Consider the following 19579-nt stretch of genomic DNA (forward strand, 5'->3'; position numbering starts at 1 on the left):
CCCCTGGAGCCGTCACCGCCTGCGGCGCCGCCGTCTCCGCGCCGCCGCCGGGGCCGATGCCCCCGCCCCCACCCGTCGACGAGCGCGGTGACCAACGCGAGCAGTACCACCGCGGCGAGCGCGAGCCACCAAGCCGTGTCCATGCCCAGACCGTACCGGCGCGCGCCACCACCGCGCGCCCCTCCCGGCCCGGCGTGCGCCGTATCCAGCCGAACCGGTGACAGCACAGGTGAGTTCGCCCACAACAGCCCCTGGCGGAGGAGCGACCACAGGTTTCGCGCCTTACGCTCGACGGACCGCACGACCCCCGTCTCCCCACCCCCGCCAGCGGAGGTTTCTGCTTCATGAAGCTCACCGTCGTCGGCTGCTCGGGGTCGTTCCCGTCCGCGGAATCGGCCTGCTCGAGCTACCTCGTCGAGGCCGACGGCTTCCGGCTGCTCCTCGACATGGGCAACGGCGCCCTCGGCGAGCTGCAGCGCCACTGCGGTCTCTACGACCTCGACGCGATCTTCCTCAGCCATCTGCATGCCGACCACTGCATCGACATGTGCGGCTACTTCGTCGCGCGGTACTACCGGCACGACGGCGGCCGCTGCGAGCCCCTTCCGGTCTACGGACCCGAGGGCACCGAGCACCGGCTGACCACCGCCTACGCCGACACCCCCTCGGCGTCCTCCATGAGCGAGGTCTTCGACTTCCACACGGTCAAGCCGTCCACCTTCGAGATCGGCCCGTTCCTCGTCCACACCGAGCGCGTCGCGCACCCGGTCGAGGCGTACGGCATCCGCATCGAGCACGGGGGGAGGACGCTCACCTACTCCGGCGACACGGGAGTCAGCCCCGCGCTCGACGACCTCGCCCGCGACGCCGACCTCTTCCTGTGCGAGGCCGCCTTCACGCACGGCAAGGAGAGCATCCCCGACCTGCACCTCAACGGCCGCGAGGCGGGTGAGACGGCGGCCCGCGCGGGTGCCCGCCGGCTGATCCTCACTCACATCCCCCCGTGGACCGACCCGCAGATCAACCTCACCGACGCCCGCACGGCGTACGACGGCCCGGTGGGACTGGCGGCGGCGGGGACGACGTACGAGATCTGAGGCGTGAACGACCGGGGCCCCCGGAAGCCTGAACGGCTTCCGGGGGCCCCGGTGTCATGTTCCGCGAGGACGGCTCACGCCTTCGTGGTGTCCTCCAGCTCCTCCTCGGGCTCGCGCCCCGGAGTCGGCAGGTTGAACTTGACGATGGCGAAGCGGAAGACCACGTAGTAGATCGCCGCGAACACCAGACCGATCGGGATGATCAGCCATGGCTTGGTCGCCAGGTTCCAGTTGAGCCCGTAGTCGATGGCGCCCGCCGAGAAGGTGAAGCCCGCGTGCACCCCGAGCATCCAGGTGATCGCCATGGACAGGGCGGTCAGCACCGCGTGGATCACGTACAGCGCCGGGGCGATGAACATGAACGCGAACTCGATCGGCTCGGTCACGCCGGTCACGAAGGAGGTCAGCGCGAGGGAGACCATCATGCCCATCACGGCCTTGCGGCGCTCCGGGCGGGCGGCGTGCGCGATGGCGATCGCGGCGGCCGGCAGACCGAACATCATGATGGGGAAGAAGCCCGACATGAACAGACCGGCGTCCGGGTCACCGGCGAAGAACCGGTTCAGGTCACCGTGGACGACCTCGCCCGCCGCGTTGGTGAAGTCACCGATCTGGAACCAGGAGACGGTGTTCACGAACTGGTGCATGCCGATCGGGATCAGCGCGCGGTTGATCAGACCGAACAGGCCCGCACCGGCGGCGCCGAGACCGGTGATCCACTCGCCGGCGTCGGAGATGACCTCACCGATCGGCTCCCAGACCAGACCGAAGAAGACACCCATGAGGGTCCCGACGAAGGCCATGATGATCGGGACGAGCCGGCGGCCGTTGAAGAAGCCCAGCCAGTCCACCAGCTGCTTGCGGTGGTAGCGCTGCCACAGCACCGCCGCCAGCAGACCCATGATGATGCCGCCGAGGACACCGGGGTTGTTGTAGGTCGCGGCTATGTCCGCGCCGTCCTGGACCTTCGCCTCGGTGACCGGGAAGGCCTTCAGGACGTTGCTGTAGACCAGGAAGCCGACGAGCGCGGCGAGCGCGGTCGAGCCGTCGGACTTCTTGGCGAAGCCGATGGCGACACCGATGCAGAACAGCAGCGGCAGGTTGTCGAAGATCGCGCCACCGGCGGTGGCGAAGACGGCGGCGACCTTGTCCCAGCCGAAGCCGTCCGCGCCGAACACGTCCGGCTGGCCGAGCCGGAGCAGGATGCCCGCCGCCGGCAGGACGGCGATCGGGAGCTGAAGGCTGCGGCCCACCTTCTGCAGGCCCTGGAACAGACCGGAACCCCGCTTCTTCGCGGGGGCCGCCGAGTCGGTGGCGGTGCTCATACTTCCTCCATCGGTGGTGGTCTACACCACTAGTGGTGTAGACCTGTTGTACACGATGAAGGCCACATAAAGGAACCCACGAATCAGCGACCGCGGGGCTACGCACCGTGCCTGCCCAGGACGCCGAAGCGGAACCCTCCCCGGGCGCGCCGAAAAGCCCCCGGACCGCACGGTCCGAGGGCTCCAACAGCCGCCTCCACCCTAGGAGGTCACGCCTTCGTCGTGTCCTCCACCTCCTCCTCCGGCTCCCGCCCCGGAGTCTTCAGATCGAACCTGATGATCGCGAAGCGGAAGATCACGTAGTACAGCAGCGCGAAGCACAGACCGATCGGAATGATCGCCCACGGCCGCGTCGCCAGGTTCCAGTTGATGACGTAGTCGATCAGCCCCGCCGAGAAGCTGAACCCGTCATGCACCCCCAGCCCCCACGTCACCGCCATCGACACACCCGTCAGCACCGCGTGCACCGCGTACAGCAGCGGCGCGATGAACAGGAACGAGTACTCGATCGGCTCCGTGATGCCCGTGACGAACGACGTCAGCGCCACCGACAGCATCAGGCCCCCTACCTCCTTGCGCCGGGCCGGCCTCGCGCAGTGCGTGATCGCCAGCGCCGCCGCCGGCAGCGCGAACATCATGATCGGGAAGAACCCGGACAGGAACTGCCCCGCGTCCGGGTCACCCGCCAGGAACATGTTGATGTCACCGTGCACCACCGTCCCGTCCGGCTTCGTGTACGAACCGAACTGGAACCAGATGGGCACGTTCAGGAACTGGTGCAGCCCCACCACCAGCAACGCCCGGTTCGCGATGCCGAACACGCCCGCGCCCCACGCGCCCAGCCCCGTCATCCAGTCGCTGAAACTCTCCAGCGCGTCACCGATCGGCGGCCACACCCACAGGCACAGCGCCGCGAACACGATCGCCGCGAACGCCATGATGATCGGAACGAGCCGCCGCCCGTTGAAGAACCCCAGCCAGTCCACCAGCTTCGTGCGGTGGAACCGCTGCCAGAAGTACGCCGCCATCAGCCCGATCACGATGCCGCCGAACACGCCCGGATTCTGGAACGTGAACGCCGTCACCGTCCCCGACCCGTCGGTCACCTGGCACCCCACCTGCGGCACCGCTCTGGACCCCTCCGGGCAGTCCTCGGGGAACTGGCGCAGCACGTTGAAGTAGACGAGGAACCCCGCCACCGCCGCCAGCGCCGTCGAACCGTCCGCCTTCTTCGCCATCCCGATGGCCACACCCACGCAGAACAGCAGCGGCAGCCCCAGCGAACCGTCCAGCAGCGCGCCACCCGCGCCCGCCATCACCCTCGAGACGTTCGTCCAGCCCAGCCCGTCGTCCCCGAACACGTCCGGCTGCCCCAGCCGGTTGAGGATGCCCGCCGCCGGCAGCACCGCGATCGGCAGCTGCAGACTCCGCCCCATCTTCTGCAGACCCTGGAACGACCGGTTCCACCGCTCCCGCGCGGGACTCACCGTAGGCTCGGCACTGGCAGGACTGTCGGCGCTCATCCGGCCCCCTTCGCGGAAACGCGGTCACGACGGGCACGACGGGGTTTGGCGGCAGTCCACCCGGTGGTGTAGACCAGTAAGCAGGACGGTTCCGCTGTCGTGACGCCATCATTCGGCACCCACGACACGACCGCTCGCAAAGCTGGGCCAACTGTGGGTTACTGCGACAAAGCGGTTCGGATCAGGGAGAACGAAGATGGCCACCAAGGCTGAGAAGATCGTCGCCGGACTCGGCGGCATCGACAACATCGACGAGATCGAAGGCTGCATCACCCGCCTCCGCACCGAAGTCGTGGACCCCGCCAAGGTCGACGAAGCCGCCCTCAAGGCCGCCGGCGCCCACGGAGTCGTCAAGATGGGCAGCGCCATCCAGGTCGTCATCGGCACCGACGCCGACCCCCTCGCCGCCGAAATCGAAGACATGATGTAAACCACCGCGAAAGCCGCGCCGCACGCCACACGATCGGGGCCCCCGCCCACCGCGGAAGGGGGCCCTCCCGTACGTGCGGCTAGGCTCACCGCCATGTCTCGAATCGACGGCCGCACCCCCGAACAACTCCGCCCGGTCACCATCGAACGCGGCTGGAGCAAGCACGCCGAAGGCTCCGTCCTCGTCTCCTTCGGCGACACCAAGGTCCTCTGCAACGCCACCGTCACCGAAGGCGTCCCGCGCTGGCGCAAAGGCAGCGGCGAGGGCTGGGTCACCGCCGAGTACTCGATGCTGCCCCGCGCCACCAACACCCGCGGCGACCGCGAATCCGTCCGCGGCCGCATCGGCGGCCGCACCCACGAGATCAGCCGCCTGATCGGCCGCTCCCTGCGCGCGGTCATCGACTACAAGGCCCTCGGCGAGAACACCGTCGTCCTCGACTGCGACGTCCTCCAGGCCGACGGCGGCACCCGCACCGCCGCCATCACCGGCGCCTACGTCGCCCTCGCCGACGCCATCACCTGGGCCCAGGGCAGGAAGCTCGTCAAGGCCGGCCGCCGGCCCCTCACCGGCACCGTCAGCGCGGTATCGGTCGGCATCGTCGCGGGCGTCCCGCTCCTCGACCTCCGCTACGAGGAAGACGTCAAGGCCGACACCGACATGAACGTCGTCTGCACCGGCGACGGCCGCTTCGTCGAAGTCCAGGGCACCGCCGAAGCGGAGCCCTTCGCACGCGACGAACTGAACGCCCTCCTCGACCTCGCCGTCACCGGGTGCACCGAACTCGCTACCGCACAGCGTGCCGCCCTTGATACCGTCCTCGAAAGGTAAAAGGCAGACCAAGGACAGTGGCCGACGCGGAGCAACCGCGCCGGCCGTCCCCGCGTCTGAACGGATACGGGCGCACGGCTCAACACCGGGCGCCCGGCAGACGAACCGGGCCGCACCGGCCCGACGAGGGAGGGACCGGTCCATGGCCTCGAGCCGCCGACGCCGCACCACAGCCGTCGCCGCCACCCTGGCTGCCGTCGCGCTGACCGCCGGACTCACCACCGGCTGCGCCGCCGTCGACAAGGCACTGGACTGCGTCCAGACCGCCGACGCCATCGCCGACAGCGTCACCGACATGCAGCAGGCCGTCGAGAACGCCGGCAACGACGTCACCCAGCTCGAGGAGTCCCTCGACTCGATAGACAGGAACCTCACCGACATCGGCGACAAGACCGACAACGCCGATGTCTCCAAGGCCGTCGACGACCTCGACAAGGCCGTCGACAACGTCCGCACCTCCGTCGAGAACGGCGACGCCACCCCCGACATCAGCCCCATCACCGACGCCGCCGGCGAACTCACCAAGGTCTGCACCCCGTAGCGAACGAGCGCACCATGGGCCCAGACATACTGGGCCCATGAGCCGCCTGATCCTCGCCACCCGCAACGCCGGGAAGATCACCGAACTCCGCGCGATCCTCGCCGACGCGGGCCTGCCCCACGACCTCGTCGGCGCCGACGCCTACCCCGACATCCCCGACGTCAGGGAAACCGGCGTCACCTTCGCCGAGAACGCCCTCCTCAAGGCCTATGCCCTCGCGCAGGCGACCGGCCTCCCCGCCGTCGCCGACGACTCCGGCCTCTGCGTCGACGTCCTGAACGGCGCCCCCGGCATCTTCTCCGCCCGCTGGGCGGGCACCCACGGCGACGACCGGGCCAACCTGGACCTGCTCCTGGCCCAGCTCTCGGACATCGACGACGCCCACCGGGGGGCCCACTTCGCCTGCGCGGCAGCCCTGGCCCTGCCGGACGGCACGGAGCGGGTCGTCGAGGGCCGCCTGCCGGGCAGCCTCCGCCACACGCCCGCGGGCACCGGCGGCTTCGGCTACGACCCGATCCTCCAGCCGGAGGGCGAGACCCGCACCTGCGCGGAGCTGTCCCCGGAGGAGAAGAACGCGATCAGCCACCGGGGGAAGGCGTTCCGGGCACTGGTGCCGGTGGTGCGGGAACTGCTGGGCTGAATCCCTACGACAACGACCTGCGAATCAGCCTTCGATTCGCAGGTCGTTTTCTTTGTGCGGCGGAAGGGATTCGAACCCTCAAGCCCGATCAAGGGCCACAGATCCTAAGTCTGCTGCGTCGCCGGTTGCGCCACCGCCGCTGGCGCCTGTCATCGTACCGGGAGAGGGGCGTCGCCCGGTGGGCCCCCCCGCGTCAGGTGCTGGACGACGCGTGACGGCCGGGACCGGACCTCCGCGGATCCGGTACGGGCGCCCTGTGCGGCGCCGTCAGATGCCCAGGTCCTTGATGATCTTGGCGACGTGGCCCGTCGCGCGGACGTTGTAGAAGGCGTGTTCCACCTTGCCCTCCTCGTCCACCACGATCGTGGAGCGGATGACGCCCATGTAGGTCTTGCCGTAGTTCTTCTTCTCGCCGAAGGCGGCGTAGGCGTCGAGGACCTTCTTGTCCTGGTCGGCGAGGAGGGTGATCTTCAGCGACTCCTTCTCGCGGAACTTCGCCAGCTTCTCCGGCTTGTCCGGCGAGATGCCGATGACGTCGTAGCCGGCGCCCGCCAGCAGTTCGAGGTTGTCGGTGAAGTCGCAGGCCTGCTTGGTGCAGCCGGGAGTGAGGGCGGCGGGGTAGAAGTAGACGATGACCTTGCGGCCCTTGTGGTCGGCCAGGGACACCTCGTTGCCGTCGGCGTCGGGCAGGGTGAAGGCGGGGGCCGCGTCTCCGGGCTGGAGGCGTTCGCTCATCGGTCTGGTCTCCTCGTACGTGCGCGCTGGGTGGATCGGGTGCCGGGATCGAGGGTAACCGGGGGTCCTGACCGTGCGTGGCGGTGTGGAACTGACAGACTGTCCGGCACAGGTATCAGTAAGTATCGGAGGCGACACGGTGGCGGACACGGCGGACACCAGAACCCCGGCTCAGATCGAGGCGGACATCGAGCGCCGCCGTGCGGCGCTGGCCGAGACCCTGGACGAGATCGGTGTGCGGGTGCACCCGAAGACGATCATGGGGGACGCGAAGGCCAGGGTCGTGTCCAACGTGGACCACACGCTGGGGCGGGCGTATGTGCGCGTCAACGGCGTGGTGAGCGACGTGAAGGGCCAGTTCGTGGACGCGGAGGGTTCGCCGCGGCTGGAGCGGGTCGTGCCGGTGGCGGTGCTGGTGGTGGGGGTCGTGGGGCTGCTGGCCCTGGGGACCCGTCGGCGCCGGCGTTGACCCCGCCCGCGTACGTTCGTGCCGAAGGCAGGTAGGTTTCAGGACGTGAGCGCCAAGAGACACGAGCACGGTTCCCAGGACGACAAGCTGCCCATCCGGATGCTGCACGATCGCGTACTCGTGCGGCAGGACACCAGCGAGGGCGAACGGCGTTCGGGGGGCGGCATCCTGATTCCCGCGACCGCGGCCGTGGGCCGCCGGCTGGCCTGGGCGGCGGTGGTCGCGGTGGGGCAGAACGTGCGGACGGTGGAGCCCGGCGACCGGGTGCTGTTCGATCCGGAGGACCGGGCGGAGGTCGAGGTGCGCGGGACCGCGTACGTGCTGATGCGGGAGCGGGACCTGCACGCCGTGGCCGCGGACCGTTTCGAGGGTGCCGAGGATTCGACCGGCCTGTACCTGTAGTCCTGAGAGCGGATGGGGTCGGTGACCATGGTCACCGACCCCATCCGCCGTCTTCCGCCTTCGGCTACGGTGGAAGGCCCCTTGTGGGCCCCGACGAGACGCGCCGTACCGGGGTGAAGGCAAAGACGACGCACCCCCGTTTCGTTCGTGTCCCGGAGGTGCCTGTCATGGCGTGGGTTCTGTTGGTGGTGGCCGGTCTGCTGGAGGTCGGCTGGGCGGTCGGCATGAAGTACACCGAGGGTTTCACGCGGCTGGTGCCGAGCCTGCTGACCGGTGCCGGGATCGTCGCGAGCATGGTGCTGCTGTCGTACGCGGCTCGCACGCTGCCGATCGGTACGGCGTACGGCGTGTGGGTGGGGATCGGCGCGGCCGGGGCGGCGGTGGTCGGGATGGTGGTGCTGGGTGAGCCGGTGACCGCCGCCCGGATCTTCTTCATCAGCCTGCTGCTGGTCGCCGTGGTGGGTCTGAAGGCGACCTCCGGGCATTGACGGCCGGGCTCCTGCTCACCAGATCCGGCGGGCGGGCTGGGTGATCGTGCCGGTCGGGCTGCCGGGGCGGCGGGTGCGGTCGTCTCCGTTGGATTCGTCTCCGCCGCCCGGGCCGTCCTGGGAGCCGGTGCCGGTGCCGGTGTCGGTGCCGGTGTCGCCGTCGGTCGTTCCCTCGTCGCCGCCGGTGGGCTCACCGGCCGTACCGCCGTCGCTGTCGCTGTCGGTCGGTCCGTCCCCGGCCGGTTCGCCCGTGCCGTCCGGGGTGCCGCCGCCGGTGTCCTCGTCGTCCGGTGTGCCGCTGTCGCCGCCGGTGGGGTCGCCGGAGGAGGACGGGCCGGTGCTGGAGTCGGGGGGCGGCTGGGATGCGAAGGCGCCGGGCTGGAGGCGGAGGTTGAAGGCCTGGACGGGGTCGCCCTCGAGGGCGTCGCGGGTGTACTGGCCCCAGATCTCGGCGGGTGCGCCGCCGCCGTTCATACGGGGCAGGCCCAGGGCGCCGTAGAGGGACTTGTGGCCGGCGGTGACGGGGTCCTGGCCCATGACGGCGACGACGGTGGCGAGGTCGGGGGTGTAGCCGGCGAACCAGGCGGCGGTGTCCTCCTCCGCGGTGCCGGTCTTGCCCGCGGCGGGCCGGCCGGAGGTCTGGGCGGCGGTCGCGGTGCCGTTCTCGACGACGCCGCGCAGGACGGCGGTGGTGGTGTCGGCGGCCTGGCGGCTGACGGCCTGGCGGGTGCGGCGTTCGGGCAGGGCGATGGTCTTCGAGCCCTGGGTGACTTCCTCGATCATGGTGTAGGCGCCGTGTTTGCCGTGGTTGGCGAGGGTGGCGTAGGCCTCGGTCATGTCGAGGACGCTGGCGGTGGCGACGCCGAGGGCGATGGAGGGGCCGGCGTCGTCGAGGCTGGGGGTGTCCTTGGACAGGCCCAGGGCGATGGCGGTCCTGCGGACGTTGTCGGGGCCGACGTCGACGGCCATCTGCGCGTACACGGCGTTGACGGACTTGTCGGTGGCTTCGCGCACGGTGATGTCGCCGTAGTCGCGGTGGTCCTCGTTCTCGGGGGCGTAGCGGTCGCCGGGCCAGCCCTGGACGGGGCGCTCGCTGGTGCCGTCGTAGCGGGTGGTGGGGGTGATGCGGCGGCCGTCCTGGGTGCGGGACTTGTTCTCGACGGCGGAGGCCAGGACGAACGGTTTGAAGGCGGAGCCGGTCTGGAAGTCCCGGCGGGTGGCGTTGGGGGTGTACTGCTTGACGTAGTCGATGCCGTTGTACAGGGCGACGACCTTGCCGGTCTTGGGGTCGATCGAGGCGCCGCCGGCACGGACGTAGGTGTCGGCCTCCCGGTTCTTCCGGTCGAGCCGGTCCATGAGGTTGTCGTTGACGGCGTCGACGAGGGCGTCCTGCTTGTCCTTGTGCAGGGTGGTGGTGATGCGGTAGCCGCCGGTGTCGAGTGCCGCTTCGTCGACGATGCCGTTCTCGGTGAGGTGCTTCTTGACGATGCTGACGATGTAGCCGCGCTGGCCGGACATGCCGGTGGAGTGGGTGGTCTCCTTGGGGGTCGGGAAGGTCATGCCGGCGCGTTCGCCCTCGCTCAGCCAGCCTTCGTCGACCATGCCGTCGAGGACGTAGTTCCAGCGGTTCTCGACGTGTCGCCGGTTCTCCGGGTGGGTGATGACGTCGTACTGGCTGGGGGCGTTGAGGAGGGAGGCGAGGTAGGCGGCGCGGCCGGCGTCGAGTTCGGAGGCGTCCATGTCGTAGTAGGCGTGGGCGGCGGCCTGGATTCCGTAGGCGCCGCGGCCGAAGAAACTGGTGTTGAGGTAGCCCTCGAGGATGTCGTCCTTGCTCTGTTCGCGGTCGAGTTTGATGCTGATGAAGAACTCCTTCACCTTGCGGGTGACGGTCTGTTCCTGGCGGAGGTAGTAGTTCTTCACGTACTGCTGGGTGATCGTGGAACCGGACTGCTTGCCCTTGCCGGTGGCGGTGTTCCAGGCGGCGCGGATCATGGCCTGGGGGTCGACGGCGGACTCGGTGTGGAAGTCGCGGTCCTCGGCGGCGAGAATGGCGTGCTGGGCGTCCTCGGAGATCTGGGGGAGGGTGACGTTCTCCCGGTTGACCTCGCCGTCGCGGGCGATGACGGTGCCGTCGGCGTAGAGGTAGACGTTGGCCTGCTGGGTGGCGAGGGCGTTGGCGGCGGGGATCTGTACGAGGTGGTAGCCGAGGAAGAAGCCGCCGACGAGGACGAGGCCGGTGACGAGGAAGGCGCCGAGCACCATGCGCCAGGTGGGGACCATCCGGCGCCATCCGGTGCGTGGGGGTCTGCCGCCGGACGTGCTTCCCTCCTTGGCTCCCGCCGGGCCCGCGGCCCCGCTTCCCGCCCCGCTTCCCGACCTGTTCTCCGCCGGGCCGTCCGCCGCGGCCCCCGCGGGGTCTCCCGCCCTGCCTTCCGCCCTGCCTCCGGCCTTGCCGGCCGTCCGGCCTTCGGGGGCGGCGGCCGCCTGGGGCTCTCTCGGTGCCCGGCCCTTCCGGGGCTGTCGCGGCTGCGGCTCGTCGCTCATGTCGTGCACGGACTCCTGTTTCGCCTCGTTCATACCTGTACGCCTGGTGTGTTCCCCTTATTCAAGACTGTCCCATCCGGTCGCGCGTCCCGCGGTGGCGGCGCGCGTAGCGCACACATGCGGCTTCTCACACGTTCGGCTCTGCCGGGTGCTGCCACGCGCCCCGGTGACGGCGGGGGAAATGCGTGGCAGGGGAAGGGGTGCGCGCACTAGGCTCCTGCGCTTCGGTGCCTGACACGGAAGAGGGGGCGGGTGTGGGCTCGTGGCGGCTCGGCCTGGGCTCGTGGCGGGTGTACCCGGCCGTGGTGGCGGGGGTTTCCGGCGGTACGCGACGTACCGGGTGGCGACCGCGGCCGGGGTGTTCACCAACACCGTGTTCGGGCTGATCCTGGTCTACACGTATCTCGCGCTGTGGGAGGCCCGGCCGGGTCTCGGCGGGTACGACCAGGCGCAGGCGGTCACGTACGTGTGGCTGGCGCAGGCGCTGTTCGCGATGCTGGCGGTCCAGGGCGGCGGGTTCGAGGTCGAACTGATGGAACGCGTCCGTACGGGTGAGATCGCGGTCGATCTGTACCGGCCGGTCGATCCGCAGCTGTGGTGGCTGGCGAACGACATGGGGCGGGCGGTGTTCCAGTTGCTGGGGCGGGGCGTGGTCCCGTTCCTCTTCGGTGCGCTGTTCTTCCCGACGGCGCTGCCGGGGGAGCCCGCCGTGTGGGCGGCGTTCGGGGTGTCGCTCCTGCTGGCGCTGCTGGTCAGTTTCGCGATCCGCTATCTGTTCGCGCTGAGTGTGTTCTGGCTGCTGGACGGCCAGGGCGTGGGGCAGGCCCTGATGGTCACGGGTGTCTTCTGCTCGGGTATGACGCTGCCGCTGAACGCGTTTCCGGGTGCCCTGGGTGATGTGGTGCGGGTGTTGCCGTGGGCGGCGCAGCTCCAGGTGCCGGCGGATGTGCTGATGGGGGAGACGGCGGTGTCCGGGGCGTTCGCGTTCCAGGCGGCGTGGGCGGTGGCGCTGCTGGCTCTGGGCCGGCTGGTGCAGTCGGCGGCGACGCGGCGGGTGGTGGTGCAGGGTGGCTGAGGTGCGGGAGGTCCGGGTGGCGTGGGGTCGCTCCCGGCCGGTGGAGGGGCTGCGGGCGTACCGGCTGATCGCCGGGATGTGGATCCGGTCCACGCTGACCTACCGCGCCTCCTTCGCGCTGACGGTGTGCGGCAATCTGCTGCTGTCGGGGCTGGACTTCGTGGCGATCCTGCTGATGTTCGCGCAGGTCGACGCGCTCGGGGGGTGGACGCTGCCGGAGGTGGCGCTGCTGTACGGGCTGTCCGTGACGGCGTTCGGGATCGCCCAGCTGGCGTTCGGCTCGGTGGCCTCGCTGGGCGGCCGGGTGCGCGACGGCTCGTTCGACACGCTGCTGGTGCGTCCGGTGCCGGTGCTCGCCCAGGTCGCGGCGGACCGTTTCGCGCTGCGTCGTCTGGGCCGGGGTGTGCAGGGGTCGGTGGTGCTGGGCTGGGCGCTGGTGGCGGTGGACGTCGACTGGGGCGTGGTGAAGGTGCTGCTGGTGCCGGTGACGGTGGTCTGCGGCGCGGTGATCTTCGGTTCGCTGTTCGTGGCGGGCGGGGCCTTCCAGTTCCTGGCGCAGGACGCGTCCGAGGTGCAGAACGCGTTCACGTACGGCGGGACCACGCTGTTGCAGTATCCGCCGACGGTGTTCGGCCGGGACCTGGTGCGGGGGGTGACGTTCGTACTGCCGCTCGCGTTCGCCAACTGGGTTCCGGCGGCGTACCTGTTGGGGCGTCCCTACCCGCTGGGGCTGCCGGAGGGGGCGGCCTTCGCGGCGCCGCTGGTGGCGGTGGTGTGCGCCGCGGCGGCCGGGGCGGTGTGGCGGGCGGGCCTGAGGTCGTATCGGAGCACGGGGAGTTAGGGCGGTCATGGCGGACGCGTTCATCGAACTGGTCGATGTCGAGAAGGTCTTCGAGGTGCGCAGGAAGACCGGGTTCCTGAGGCGGGAGCGGCGCAGTGTGCGGGCGGTGGACTCGCTCTCCTTCACGGTGGCGCGCGGGGAGATGGTCGGCTACATCGGGCCGAACGGCGCGGGCAAGTCGACGACGATCAAGATGCTCACCGGGATCCTGACGCCGAGCGGCGGCCGGCTGCGGGTGGCGGGGATCGACCCGTCCCGGGAGCGGACGCGGCTGGCGCACCGTATGGGGGTGGTGCTCGGGCAGCGTACGACGCTGTGGTGGGACCTGCCGCTCATCGACTCGTACCGGCTGATGCACCGCATGTACCGCATCCCGGACGCGCGGTACCGCGAGAACCTGGACCGTCTGGTCGAACTCCTCGGTCTCGCCGATCTGCTGGACGTCCCCGTGCGTCAGCTGTCGCTCGGCCAGCGGATGCGCGGGGACATCGCGGCGGCCCTGCTGCACGATCCGGAGGTGCTGTACCTCGACGAGCCGACGATCGGTCTGGACGTGATGTCCAAGGCCAGGGTGCGGGAGTTCCTGCGGCAGTTGAACGCAGAGCGTGCCACGACGGTGCTGCTGACGACGCACGACCTGCAGGACATCGAGCAGTTGTGCTCGCGGGTGATGGTCATCGACCGGGGCCGGCTGGTGTACGACGGCGCGCTCGCCGGGCTGCACGAGGTGGGGGAGAGCGAGCGGACCCTGGTGGTGGACCTGGAGCGGGAGCTCCCGCCGATCGAGGCGCCGGCGCCCGCGCGGGTGGTGCGGGTGGAGGGGCCGCGGCAGTGGCTGGCGTTCCCGGCGTCGGAGTCGGCGGCGGGTCTGGTGGCGCGGATCGCGGCGGAGTATCCGCTGGTCGATCTCTCGGTGCGGGAGCCGGACATCGAGGCGGTGATCGCGAGGATGCTGGACACACCGGCGGACACCCCGGACTCCCCACCGGACCCGGCCGGGCACACCGTCCGGTAGCTGGTAGCTGGTAGCTGGTAGCTGGTAGCTGGTAGCCGGAGCCGGAGCCGGAGCCGGTGGCCGTTGCCCGGCCCTCTCCCGCCCGTACCTCGTAGCCGTGTGACGGAGACAACTCGTAGGCTGCTGTGTATGACCGACGACGCAGCCGCACCGGACCTTCGCGCCTCCGACGCCGACCGTGAACGGGTCGCCGACATCCTGCGGGACGCTCTCGCGGAGGGCCGTCTCGACATGGAGGAGTTCGGTGAGCGGCTGGACGCCACGTACAGCGCACGGACATACGGGGAGCTGGCGCCGATCACCCGCGATCTGCCGGGCCGGGGCTCGCCGGGTGTGCCCGCCGTCTCGCTGACGAAGGAGCCGGAGCCGGGCGACGACTGGGGCAGCCGGGTCCTCCGTGACGGCGCCGGGGACGCGGGTACGTCGACATGGGCCGTCGCCGTGATGTCGGGATTCCAGCGCAAGGGGCGCTGGACCGCCCCGCGCCGTTTCAACTGCCTCGCCTTCTGGGGCGGCGGGGAGATCGATCTGCGGGAGGCGTACTTCGCGGACCGCGAGATCGTCATCAACGCGGTCGCGATCATGGGCGGGGTGGACGTCATCGTCCCGCCCGGCGTCGAGGTGGTGGTGCGCGGCATCGGCATCATGGGCGGCTTCGACCACAGCGAGGAGGGCGTACCGGGCGATCCCGGCGGCCCCAGGGTGATCGTCACGGGTCTGGCGTTCTGGGGCGGCGTGGGCGTCCAGCGCAAGCTCCCGCGCGCGGAGAAGCAGCGCATGCGCGAGGAGCGCCGCCGGGAGAGGCTGGAACGCAAGGAGGAGCGCCGCCGAGGGCTGGAGGCCCCCCGCCACAACCCCCTGAACCTCCATACCTCCCACGAGCGGCGCGAACCCCACCCCCGCGAAGACCGCTGAGCCGGCCGTTCCAGCCCCTCCGGCGCTTGACGAGCGGGGTCCGGGGCAGAGCCCCGGGGACGGGACGGGAAGGGGCGGCGGGGGCGAGACACCCACCGGCACGCCCCCGCACCGCTCTACAACTCCGCCGGAGCCCCACCCTTCACCGCATCCAGATCGAACGCCCCCGCCATCCGCACATACCCCCGGTCGCTCGGATGCAGATGATCACCGGAGTCGTACTCCACCCGGAACCGCCGGGGTTCGTACGCGTCCCGCACCGCCTCGTCGAAGTCGGCCACCGCGTCGAAGACACCCCCCGCCCGGATCTCCGAGTTGACCCGCTGCCGCACCGCCTCCCGGGCCTCCGTGTAGCCCTTGTGGCCGCGGAACGGCATCAGCGTCGCCCCGACCACCTTCAGCCCCCGTCCGTGCGCCCGCCCGACCAGTGTCTCCAGGCCTCCCACGATCCGCTGCGGATCAGCGGCACCGGGCGTACGCAGGATGTCGTTGATGCCGAGCACGATCACCACCGCCCTGACGTTCGCCCGCGCCAGCACGTCCCGCTCGAACCGGCGCAGCCCGCTCGTGTTCTCGGCCGGCCGCCCCGGCCCGTCGGCGAGCACCCGGTTCCCGCTGATCCCCGCGTTGACGACGCTGTACCGCGGAACGTCCCGCCCGGACGCGGCCGCCGACCGCAACCGGTCCGACAGCACATCCGGCCAGCGGGTGTTCGCCCCGGTCGTGGAGGTGATCCCGTCGGTCAGCGAGTCGCCGAGGACGACCACGGTCCCGTCCGCGTCGTTGCTCAGTACGTCCAGCGCGGTCACATACCGCCACACGGAACTGTGTCCGGTGTACACCGCCCCGGTCACGTCCCGCGTGTGCTCGCCGTCGGCGACGTACGAGATCTGGCGCGCGTGCCGGTGGTACGTCACCGGGCCGGACGCGGCGGGGGAGTACGTGGTGATCAGCACGTCCCCGTCGCGCGGCACGGCGATGCGGACGACGTCGCTGATCACCTGCCCGCCGGCCGGGACGACGACCGACGGGTGTCCGGTGAACGTGAGGCGCCGCATGGTGCCGACGAGTGCCGCCGCCGTGTCCGGGTCCGCGGAGACGGCGACCGAGGCGTGGCTGATGGTCAGCGGGGACTGCCCGTAGAGGTTGGAGAAGGTGACGCGGGCAGCGCTGCCGCCGGCGCTGGTGTGCACGACGTTGCGCACGGAGCGGCCCGCGAGCCCCGCCGGCTCGGTGCCGGGCTCGCCGCCGACCGGGGCGGCCGCCCAGGAGGTGACCCAGGTGCCGGTGGAGGCGGGAGCGGCCGGACCGTCCTGGCCGCCGGAACCGCCGGCCACGGCGGAGTATCCCTGACCCGCGGCGACGGCTGTACGGTGCCCGGCGCCGTCGTCGGCCGCGACTCCGACGCAGATGGCGGCCGAGACCGCCAGGATCGCGGCGACGACCGCGGCGAGCAGGGCACGCTGCTTGGCGGGAGGCGTACCCGCGCCCCCGTCACGCCCCCGGGTCATGCCTGTGTTCTCCTCGGGAGACGGGAGTCCGGTGCTCGACGGTTGACACGCGAGGTCCGATGCTCCGATCTGATGAACCCATGATGAGCCATGGGCCGGGAAGGCTGAGGGGAGGGACCCTTAGGTGATTCCCCTGGACAATTCCCGTCCGGACAGACGCCGGGAACTCCTGTTCCGTTCCAGGAGTCGGTCAGGAAGGGACAGTGTGTGAGGGATCACCGAGCGGGTGGAGCGGATGAAGCGGACTGAACCGGCGCGGACGCCGGAACCGGGGAAGACCACGGGACCGGCGGACCCGGATCAGCCGGCACCGCCGACTCAACCAGCCGATCCCGCGGCCCGCCACACCGACGCCCAGCCTTCCCGCCCCGGCGCCTTCACGAACCGCGCGATGAACACCTTCAGCCCCGCGGACGAGGAGAAGCGGCGCGGCGTACGCCGGATGAAGCTCACCGCCACCGGCATGCTGCTGTTCGTCGCCGTGGTCTACGTCCTGGCGAAGTGGGCCTCCCACCAGGGCGCCGGCCCCTGGGCGGGTTATGTCGCCGCCGCGGCCGAGGCCGGTATGGTCGGCGCGCTCGCCGACTGGTTCGCCGTCACCGCCCTCTTCCGCCACCCGCTCGGCCTGCGCATCCCGCACACCGCGATCATCCCCACCAAGAAGGACCAGCTCGGCGTCTCCCTCGGCGAGTTCGTCGGCGAGAACTTCCTCTCCGAGGACGTGGTCCGCGGGCGGCTGCGCGCCGTCGGCATCGGCAGCCGGCTCGGCGCCTGGCTCGCCGTGCCCGAGCACGCCGACCGGGTGACCGCGGAGCTGTCGGCCGCCCTGCGCGGCGCGCTGACCGTGCTGCGCGACTCCGACGTCCAGGCGGTGGTCGGCGAGGCCATCACCCGCCGCGCCGACGCCCAGGAGATCGCGCCCGGCATGGGCAAGATGCTGGAGAGGATCGTCACCGACGGCGGCCACAGACGGGCCGTCGACGTGATCGTCACCCGCGCGCACGACTGGCTGGTGCTGCACGGCGACACCGTGATGGACGCCGTCCACGGCGGCGCCCCCGGCTGGACCCCCCGGTTCGTGGACCGCAAGGTCGGCGAGCGCGTGTACAAGGAACTGCTGCGCTTCGTCACCGAGATGCGCGACATGCCCGCCCACCCCGCGCGCGGCGCCCTCGACCGCTTCCTCACCGACTTCGCCTCCGACCTCCAGTCCGACCCCGACACCCGGGCCCGTGTCGAACGGCTCAAGAGCGAGATCCTCGGCCGCGGCGAGGTGCAGGACCTCATCGCCTCCGCGTGGACCGCCGTACGCTCCATGATCGTCTCCGCGGCGGAGGACGAGCGCAGCGAACTGCGGCTGCGGGTGCGCGCCTCACTGCTGTCCCTCGGCGCGCGCATGTCGCTCGACCCCAAGCTCCAGGGCAAGGTCGACGGCTGGCTGGAGAGCGCGGCGGTGTACGTGGTCACGACGTACCGGGGGGAGATCACCTCCCTGATCACGGACACGGTGGCGGGCTGGGACGCCGAGCACACCACGAAGAAGATCGAGGCCAACATCGGCCGCGACCTGCAGTTCATCCGCATCAACGGCACGGTGGTCGGCTCGCTCGCCGGTCTGGTCATCTACACGGCGTCGCGGGCGCTGGGGGCGTAATACGGCGCGATTTCGGGGGCACCCGACGGGAGTTCACTCCCCTGAGGAGGACGCCCATGGCGACAGCGCGGCCCGCGGCGGGGCGCACGATCACGACCGACATCTCCGCGCGCCTGGACCGCCTTCCGTGGTCGCGCTGGCACTGGTCCATCGTCATCGGTCTGGGCACCGTCTGGATCCTCGACGGGATGGAAGTCACGATCGTCGGCAACATCGCCGCCCGGCTGGCGGAGCCCGGCAGCGGACTGGACATCACGTCCGGTCAGATCACCGGGATCGCCGCCGCGCTCTACGTGACCGGCGCCTGTACGGGAGCCCTGTTCTGGGGTCGTCTGACCGACATCTACGGCCGCAAGAAGCTCTTCCTGATCACTCTCGCCGTCTACCTCGCCGCCACCGCGCTGACCGCGGTGGCCTTCGACACCTGGTGGTTCTTCCTCTTCCGCTTCCTCACCGGATTCGGTATCGGCGGCGAGTACGCGGCCATCAACTCCGCGATCGACGAGCTGATCCCGGCGTACCACCGAGGGCGCGTCGACCTGATCATCAACGGCAGCTACTGGCTGGGAGCCGTCGGTGGTGCGCTGCTGTCGATCGTCGCGCTGAACACGTCGATCTTCCCGGCGAACGTCGGCTGGCGGCTGACCTTCGCCCTGGGAGCCGTCCTGTCCCTGGTGATCCTCCTCGTACGACGTCACGTCCCCGAGAGTCCGCGGTGGCTGCTGATCCACGGCCGGGAGGAGGAGGCCGAACAGATCGTCAGGAACGCCGAGAAGCGCATCGAGGCGGAGACGGGCACACCACTGCCCCCCGCCGAGGGCGAGATGACCATCCATCAGCGCAGGCGCACCACCTTCACCGAGATCGCCCGGACGGTCTTCGCCAAGTACCGCAAACGGTCCACCCTCGGCTTCTCCCTCTTCATCGGCCAGGCGTTCCTCTACAACGCCATCACCTTCGGCTTCGGCGCGATCCTCACCCAGTTCTTCGACGTGCCGTCCGGCAACACCGGTTACTACTTCGCGGTCATCGCGATCGGCAACTTCCTGGGCCCGCTGCTGCTCGGCGAACTCTTCGACACGGTCGGCCGCCGGATCATGATCTCCGGGACGTATCTGCTCTCCGGTGCGCTGCTGTTCGCCACGGCCTGGCTGTTCGACCGCGGCTCGCTGGACGCGACCACCATGACGGCCTGCTGGTGCGCGGTCCTCTTCTTCGCCTCGGCCGGCGCGTCCAGCGCCTACCTCACGGTCTCCGAGATCTTCCCGATGGAGACCCGGGCCATGTCCATCGCCTTCTTCTACGCCGTCGGCACCGCGGCGGGCGGCATCAGCGGCCCCCTGATGTTCGCCGAACTCACCAACACCGGGAAGGTCGCCGACACGGTCCTGGCCTTCCAGATCGGCGCGGGCCTGATGTGCGCGGCGGGACTCGTGGCCGCGTTCCTCGCGGTGAACGCGGAACGCCGCGCCCTGGAGGACGTCGCGACCCCGCTGTCGGCGGCGAAGCCGGCGGGGGCTGAGGGCTGACGGAGGGCTGACGG

At 70.5% G+C, this 19579-nt stretch carries 18 protein-coding genes, 1 tRNA gene, 2 pseudogenes and 1 riboswitch; of the genes and pseudogenes, 14 read left to right on the forward strand and 7 right to left on the reverse strand.

The window, feature by feature from the left end:
• Positions 1-143, reverse strand: a pseudogene (locus B9S61_RS42055) (type II toxin-antitoxin system PemK/MazF family toxin); the annotation flags it as partial.
• Positions 144-344: 201 nt separating this feature from the next.
• Here B9S61_RS42055 and B9S61_RS04095 point away from each other — a divergent pair.
• Positions 345-1097 carry an MBL fold metallo-hydrolase gene (locus B9S61_RS04095; RefSeq protein WP_103540959.1) on the forward strand — a complete coding sequence of 251 codons (753 nt, stop codon included), beginning with the start codon at positions 345-347 and terminating at the stop codon, positions 1095-1097.
• Positions 1098-1171: 74 nt separating this feature from the next.
• Here the strand turns inward: B9S61_RS04095 and B9S61_RS04100 are convergent, their stop codons facing one another.
• On the reverse strand, positions 1172-2422 hold the full coding sequence (locus tag B9S61_RS04100; protein ID WP_103540960.1) for a PTS transporter subunit EIIC: 1251 nt from the start codon (positions 2420-2422) through the stop codon (positions 1172-1174).
• Between the two features lie 209 nt (positions 2423-2631).
• Entirely contained in the window at positions 2632-3945 is a 1314-nt protein-coding gene (locus B9S61_RS04105; RefSeq protein ID WP_103540961.1) for a PTS transporter subunit EIIC, read from the reverse strand.
• Positions 3946-4141: 196 nt separating this feature from the next.
• Here B9S61_RS04105 and B9S61_RS04110 point away from each other — a divergent pair, with 196 nt between their 5' ends.
• The 4 genes from B9S61_RS04110 to rdgB all read left to right on the forward strand — a co-directional run bounded on the left by B9S61_RS04110 (position 4142) and on the right by rdgB (position 6387).
• Positions 4142-4375, forward strand: coding sequence for a glucose PTS transporter subunit EIIB (locus tag B9S61_RS04110; protein WP_103540962.1), 234 nt, complete (start codon positions 4142-4144; stop codon positions 4373-4375).
• A gap of 93 nt (positions 4376-4468) precedes the next feature.
• A complete protein-coding gene (rph, locus tag B9S61_RS04115) occupies positions 4469-5206 on the forward strand; it encodes a ribonuclease PH (RefSeq protein ID WP_103540963.1) in 738 nt (245 codons plus the stop codon).
• Positions 5207-5348: 142 nt separating this feature from the next.
• A complete protein-coding gene (locus B9S61_RS04120; protein ID WP_103540964.1) occupies positions 5349-5747 on the forward strand; it encodes a hypothetical protein in 399 nt (132 codons plus the stop codon).
• A gap of 37 nt (positions 5748-5784) precedes the next feature.
• Positions 5785-6387: an RdgB/HAM1 family non-canonical purine NTP pyrophosphatase gene (rdgB, locus tag B9S61_RS04125; RefSeq protein ID WP_103540965.1), complete on the forward strand. Its 603-nt coding sequence runs from the start codon at positions 5785-5787 to the stop codon at positions 6385-6387.
• 55 nt (positions 6388-6442) lie between these two features.
• Here rdgB and B9S61_RS04130 read toward each other — a convergent pair.
• Together B9S61_RS04130 and bcp are read right to left on the reverse strand one after the other, a co-directional pair.
• Positions 6443-6527 (reverse strand) — tRNA-Leu (locus tag B9S61_RS04130).
• Positions 6528-6654: 127 nt separating this feature from the next.
• Positions 6655-7122: a thioredoxin-dependent thiol peroxidase gene (gene bcp, locus B9S61_RS04135; RefSeq protein WP_103540966.1), complete on the reverse strand. Its 468-nt coding sequence runs from the start codon at positions 7120-7122 to the stop codon at positions 6655-6657.
• Positions 7123-7261: 139 nt separating this feature from the next.
• Between bcp and B9S61_RS04140 the strand changes: the two genes are divergently transcribed.
• From B9S61_RS04140 to B9S61_RS04150, 3 genes are all read left to right on the forward strand, one after another.
• On the forward strand, positions 7262-7591 hold the full coding sequence (locus B9S61_RS04140) for a DUF3618 domain-containing protein (RefSeq protein ID WP_103540967.1): 330 nt from the start codon (positions 7262-7264) through the stop codon (positions 7589-7591).
• Between the two features lie 45 nt (positions 7592-7636).
• Complete coding sequence (locus tag B9S61_RS04145; protein ID WP_103540968.1) at positions 7637-7993, forward strand: co-chaperone GroES; 357 nt, start codon at positions 7637-7639, stop codon at positions 7991-7993.
• A 71-nt stretch (positions 7994-8064) separates the two neighbouring features.
• A riboswitch (guanidine-III (ykkC-III) riboswitch) is annotated at positions 8065-8128 on the forward strand.
• Positions 8129-8160: 32 nt separating this feature from the next.
• A complete protein-coding gene (locus tag B9S61_RS04150; RefSeq protein WP_103540969.1) occupies positions 8161-8481 on the forward strand; it encodes a multidrug efflux SMR transporter in 321 nt (106 codons plus the stop codon).
• Between the two features lie 15 nt (positions 8482-8496).
• Here the strand turns inward: B9S61_RS04150 and B9S61_RS04155 are convergent, their stop codons facing one another.
• Positions 8497-11025 (reverse strand): transglycosylase domain-containing protein, encoded by a 2529-nt coding sequence (locus B9S61_RS04155; RefSeq protein ID WP_374936180.1) that lies wholly within the window; start codon positions 11023-11025, stop codon positions 8497-8499.
• Positions 11026-11300: 275 nt separating this feature from the next.
• Between B9S61_RS04155 and B9S61_RS04160 the strand changes: the two are divergent.
• The 4 genes and pseudogenes from B9S61_RS04160 to B9S61_RS04175 all read left to right on the forward strand — a co-directional run bounded on the left by B9S61_RS04160 (position 11301) and on the right by B9S61_RS04175 (position 14871).
• A pseudogene (locus tag B9S61_RS04160) lies at positions 11301-12100 on the forward strand (ABC transporter permease).
• A gap of 76 nt (positions 12101-12176) precedes the next feature.
• Positions 12177-12941, forward strand: a complete 765-nt coding sequence (locus B9S61_RS04165; protein ID WP_103540976.1) for an ABC transporter permease — start codon at positions 12177-12179, stop codon at positions 12939-12941.
• A gap of 7 nt (positions 12942-12948) precedes the next feature.
• Positions 12949-13956 (forward strand): ATP-binding cassette domain-containing protein, encoded by a 1008-nt coding sequence (locus tag B9S61_RS04170; protein ID WP_103540972.1) that lies wholly within the window; start codon positions 12949-12951, stop codon positions 13954-13956.
• A 129-nt stretch (positions 13957-14085) separates the two neighbouring features.
• Complete coding sequence (locus B9S61_RS04175) at positions 14086-14871, forward strand: DUF1707 domain-containing protein (RefSeq protein ID WP_103540973.1); 786 nt, start codon at positions 14086-14088, stop codon at positions 14869-14871.
• A 116-nt stretch (positions 14872-14987) separates the two neighbouring features.
• Here the strand turns inward: B9S61_RS04175 and B9S61_RS04180 are convergent, their stop codons facing one another.
• The gene (locus B9S61_RS04180) at positions 14988-16382 is read right to left on the reverse strand and encodes an SGNH/GDSL hydrolase family protein (protein WP_103540974.1); all 1395 of its coding nucleotides are present in this window, start codon (positions 16380-16382) and stop codon (positions 14988-14990) included.
• Between the two features lie 235 nt (positions 16383-16617).
• On the opposite strand from B9S61_RS04180, the gene B9S61_RS04185 reads away from it, so the two are divergent.
• Both B9S61_RS04185 and B9S61_RS04190 read left to right on the forward strand, forming a co-directional pair.
• Positions 16618-18036 (forward strand): DUF445 domain-containing protein, encoded by a 1419-nt coding sequence (locus B9S61_RS04185; RefSeq protein ID WP_103540977.1) that lies wholly within the window; start codon positions 16618-16620, stop codon positions 18034-18036.
• Positions 18037-18092: 56 nt separating this feature from the next.
• Entirely contained in the window at positions 18093-19565 is a 1473-nt protein-coding gene (locus B9S61_RS04190; RefSeq protein WP_103540975.1) for an MFS transporter, read from the forward strand.
• Positions 19566-19579 lie beyond the last annotated feature (14 nt).

It is taken from the genome of Streptomyces sp. SM1 (genome assembly GCF_002910825.1).
In the GTDB taxonomy this organism is placed as follows: domain Bacteria; phylum Actinomycetota; class Actinomycetes; order Streptomycetales; family Streptomycetaceae; genus Streptomyces; species Streptomyces okerensis.

Coding starts and splice junctions, on each gene's coding strand:
- bcp (WP_103540966.1), bottom strand. CDS start 7,122: ATGAGCGAACGCCTCCAGCCCGGAGACGCGGCCCCCGCCTTCACCCTG.
- B9S61_RS04120 (WP_103540964.1), top strand. CDS start 5,349: ATGGCCTCGAGCCGCCGACGCCGCACCACAGCCGTCGCCGCCACCCTG.
- B9S61_RS04110 (WP_103540962.1), top strand. CDS start 4,142: ATGGCCACCAAGGCTGAGAAGATCGTCGCCGGACTCGGCGGCATCGAC.
- rdgB (WP_103540965.1), top strand. CDS start 5,785: ATGAGCCGCCTGATCCTCGCCACCCGCAACGCCGGGAAGATCACCGAA.
- B9S61_RS04095 (WP_103540959.1), top strand. CDS start 345: ATGAAGCTCACCGTCGTCGGCTGCTCGGGGTCGTTCCCGTCCGCGGAA.
- B9S61_RS04165 (WP_103540976.1), top strand. CDS start 12,177: ATGTGGATCCGGTCCACGCTGACCTACCGCGCCTCCTTCGCGCTGACG.
- B9S61_RS04170 (WP_103540972.1), top strand. CDS start 12,949: ATGGCGGACGCGTTCATCGAACTGGTCGATGTCGAGAAGGTCTTCGAG.
- B9S61_RS04155 (WP_374936180.1), bottom strand. CDS start 11,025: ATGAGCGACGAGCCGCAGCCGCGACAGCCCCGGAAGGGCCGGGCACCG.
- B9S61_RS04105 (WP_103540961.1), bottom strand. CDS start 3,945: ATGAGCGCCGACAGTCCTGCCAGTGCCGAGCCTACGGTGAGTCCCGCG.
- rph (WP_103540963.1), top strand. CDS start 4,469: ATGTCTCGAATCGACGGCCGCACCCCCGAACAACTCCGCCCGGTCACC.
- B9S61_RS04185 (WP_103540977.1), top strand. CDS start 16,618: ATGAAGCGGACTGAACCGGCGCGGACGCCGGAACCGGGGAAGACCACG.
- B9S61_RS04100 (WP_103540960.1), bottom strand. CDS start 2,422: ATGAGCACCGCCACCGACTCGGCGGCCCCCGCGAAGAAGCGGGGTTCC.
- B9S61_RS04150 (WP_103540969.1), top strand. CDS start 8,161: ATGGCGTGGGTTCTGTTGGTGGTGGCCGGTCTGCTGGAGGTCGGCTGG.
- B9S61_RS04175 (WP_103540973.1), top strand. CDS start 14,086: ATGACCGACGACGCAGCCGCACCGGACCTTCGCGCCTCCGACGCCGAC.
- B9S61_RS04190 (WP_103540975.1), top strand. CDS start 18,093: ATGGCGACAGCGCGGCCCGCGGCGGGGCGCACGATCACGACCGACATC.
- B9S61_RS04180 (WP_103540974.1), bottom strand. CDS start 16,382: ATGACCCGGGGGCGTGACGGGGGCGCGGGTACGCCTCCCGCCAAGCAG.